Below are 3,036 nucleotides of genomic sequence, written 5' to 3' on the forward strand. Positions count from 1 at the left end.
GTAGGCTAAGTACCCAACGCCTTGTCATATTTCTATGATAGGTTTCCGAGTACTCGCCTCCGAACCGGACTTACAAGTCTCCCTGTATCCGGCTCTCCACTAATTAATTCAGTCTGATTCTTCGGTCAGGGTCTATCTTTGCATGACACTTTGAGCAGACAGCCAAAGTTTTTCGTCTTCGGGCTATCATTTTCTTTTCCCAATCGGATTTCCCTTTCAGGTCTTTAAGTTTGCGAACGTGATGCATTTCGAGTTTATTGGTAGCACCGCATAGTTCGCAGACTTGGAGTTTCAACCTTTCCATAAGGCTGTTACGTCCACCTGTTATGGAAATTGTCCGTGGAATAGCGTCACAGTAAATATTGCCTGCAACCTTTTTGCGTTTGAAACCATCATGATAGAATGCTTGGTAAAGTGTCTTACCCTTGCTATTTTCATATGCCACTTGGAAAACCTTGTTCTTTTTGTATTTCAGAAGTATTTTCTTTACAGATGATTTGTATTTGCTCGCAAATACCTTGTACATACTGTATGACATAATGTGATAGAAAGAATTGATGACGTAGCTATTATTGGCTATTGAGTAGTAATTGTAGAACCCTCGGATTTCGGCATTGAACTGACTGACTATTTCCAAGTCATCCAAGTTCAGCATGTACGTTCTGACGATAGATTTCCAAACCTCTTTGCCATTGACGACCGCAATTCTTGCGGCTTTATAATCAAAGAGTTTCTTCCGCATCGTTTCAAAATTCAGGTACAATACAGGCTTGTGTCCGAATGCCCGAACCGTTTTACCGAACTTATCCTTACGTAAATCATTACACCTGCGTATAAATACGTCATATCCGAGAAATTTCGCTGGTTTTTGCGCATTGGTTATCAGTGTCTTTTCGTCTGACAGTTCCAGTTTAAGAGCTTCATTTAAATAATTCTTAATATCCTCTTTTACTGTTTTGCAGTCTTCAAGACTACCGGTAATTCCAATCAGAAAATCATCTGCGTATCTCACGTATTTTAACCGTTTGATACTGCTGTCCATTTCATTACGTGCCGGATAGTTGTTCCGTTCTTCTCGTAGCCGCTTAATTTCAGCGGTCATCTGTTCTCTTACCTTTACATCTTTCTCATTCTTTAGTTTCTTTGCCAGTCGGTATCTTCGCTGTTCGTAGAGCTTGTATCGAGCGTCGCCTTTTCTTGTTACCCCTTTATTAAACCGATTGATGTATTCCTTGATGTACTTGTCGAACTTGTCAAGGTAGATGTTAGCCAGTATTGGGCTGATAATCCCACCTTGCGGAGTTCCACTGTACGTTCTATGAAATACCCAGTCTTCAACATATCCGGCATTCAGGAATTTTCTGATAAGCCGCAAAAATCTCTCGTCAGCGATACGTTCCCGAAGAATATTAATCAGTACGTCATGATTGATATTGTCGAAGAATCCTTTAATATCGCCTTCAATAAACCATTTCACGGCAGTGAATGTCTTTTGTATGTCTATAAGAGCAGTATGACAACTTCGTTTGGGACGGAACCCATGTGAAGTATGTTCAAAACTGCCTTCATAGATTGCTTCAAGTATCATTCTGACTACTTCCTGTACCAGCTTATCATCAAAAGAGGGTATGCCAAGCGGACGTTTTTTTCCGTTTTTCTTAGGTATGTACGTCCTTTTGGACGGGTTAGGCTGATAAGTCTCATTTTTAAGACTACCAATCAGTTGTTCAACTCGGTCAATGCTCATTCCGTCAATGGTTTTACCATCAACTCCTGCCGTCATGTTGCCTGTCTTGCTATAAATATTCTGATAGGCTACATAAAACATTTCCTCGTTAAACAGCACTCTATACAGCCGCTCAAACTTATAGTTCAAGTTACCGCTGTGTTTACTCAGACTGTTCAACACATTTTCTGGATTTCTCATGTCTCTCACATTTTCCTTTAAATTGTTAAACTTAATTAGCTGCTTCCCTTCGCCATGTACAGGGCGTTACCCTGCTCAGACTACTATGGAAGCTCCGTTGCCATGCCGGATATTCAGGGGCAGACCCCATAGCCCTACAACTGGCTTTCCGGTTTAGGCAATCCCCGTTTAGAAATTTGACAACTATTTGGCTTGATAGATTGTCGGATACGACTTTCGTCCTTTACTACTTATGGTAGTTGCCTTGCGGTAAGTTTATGCTACTCCTGCTATCTCTCATCAGTGTAGTACCGCAACATGACGGCATAATTCCGAAGAATTATTCAACTGTCTTCCGTCATTGCCCAAGGATACGACTGCTCGGACTATCGTTCAACCAATACAGGCTTTATCCTCATATCTATCATTTTAACTTGCCATTCGGTCGCAGCCTGACAGTTGGCTGACTTATGGCTTTACCAGCGTGCTATGTTCCCTTGTGGGGTTTTCCCCTCCGGTTAGCGGTTGTTAATGGGCTTTCTAAACACTTACCCAGTCGCTTGCCAAAGCGACATTCGTCAAATTCCCTTTTACGGGCGCACCAGATATTCCTCTCCGCTGACTTCTGTTGCATAAACTGCCGACTGCATACCACCGAGCCCAATCCAGACTTCCTTGTATAATCTGCCCGGATGATTCGCCATATTAATGGAGAGTATCTGCGATTTCTCCTTATCCGTCAGTCCCAGCAGCGATTGTATCTGGTCGAATTTATTCATGTACTTACGTTGGTCCAGTAATATTTTGCAGTCCGAATTGTTGATAATTGTATCTTTCACCACCGGACTGGAAATAATATCGTCCACTTCCTGCGTGACGACAATCGCCTCACCGAAAAACTTACGGACCGTCTTGTACATATACCGTAGATATTCAGCCATATTTGCAGAAGAAAGAGCCTTCCAAGCCTCTTCCACTATAAGCTGTTTTCTTACGCCCTTAAGCCGTCGCATCTTATTGATGAACGCTTCCATGATGATAATCGTCACGACCGGGAACAGCTCCTTGTTATGTAGGCTAAGCACCCAGCGCCTTGTCGCATTTCTGCGGTAGGTTTCCGGGCACTCGCC

At 42.6% G+C, this 3,036-nt stretch carries 1 protein-coding gene and 1 pseudogene; both read right to left on the bottom strand.

The window, feature by feature from the left end:
- Window positions 1–103: 103 nt before the first annotated feature.
- On the bottom strand, window positions 104–1,927 hold the full coding sequence (locus DXB63_RS17620; protein WP_122127694.1) for a reverse transcriptase/maturase family protein: 1,824 nt from the start codon (window positions 1,925–1,927) through the stop codon (window positions 104–106).
- Window positions 1,928–2,508: 581 nt separating this feature from the next.
- Window positions 2,509–3,036: pseudogene (locus DXB63_RS17625) on the bottom strand (TraG family conjugative transposon ATPase); the annotation flags it as partial.

Source organism: Bacteroides sp. OM05-12 (genome assembly GCF_003438995.1).
In the GTDB taxonomy this organism is placed as follows: domain Bacteria; phylum Bacteroidota; class Bacteroidia; order Bacteroidales; family Bacteroidaceae; genus Bacteroides.

Bases quoted from the DNA above. Each gene is read 5' to 3' on its own strand.
- DXB63_RS17620 (WP_122127694.1), bottom strand. From the start codon at position 1,927: ATGAGAAATCCAGAAAATGTGTTGAACAGTCTGAGTAAACACAGCGGT.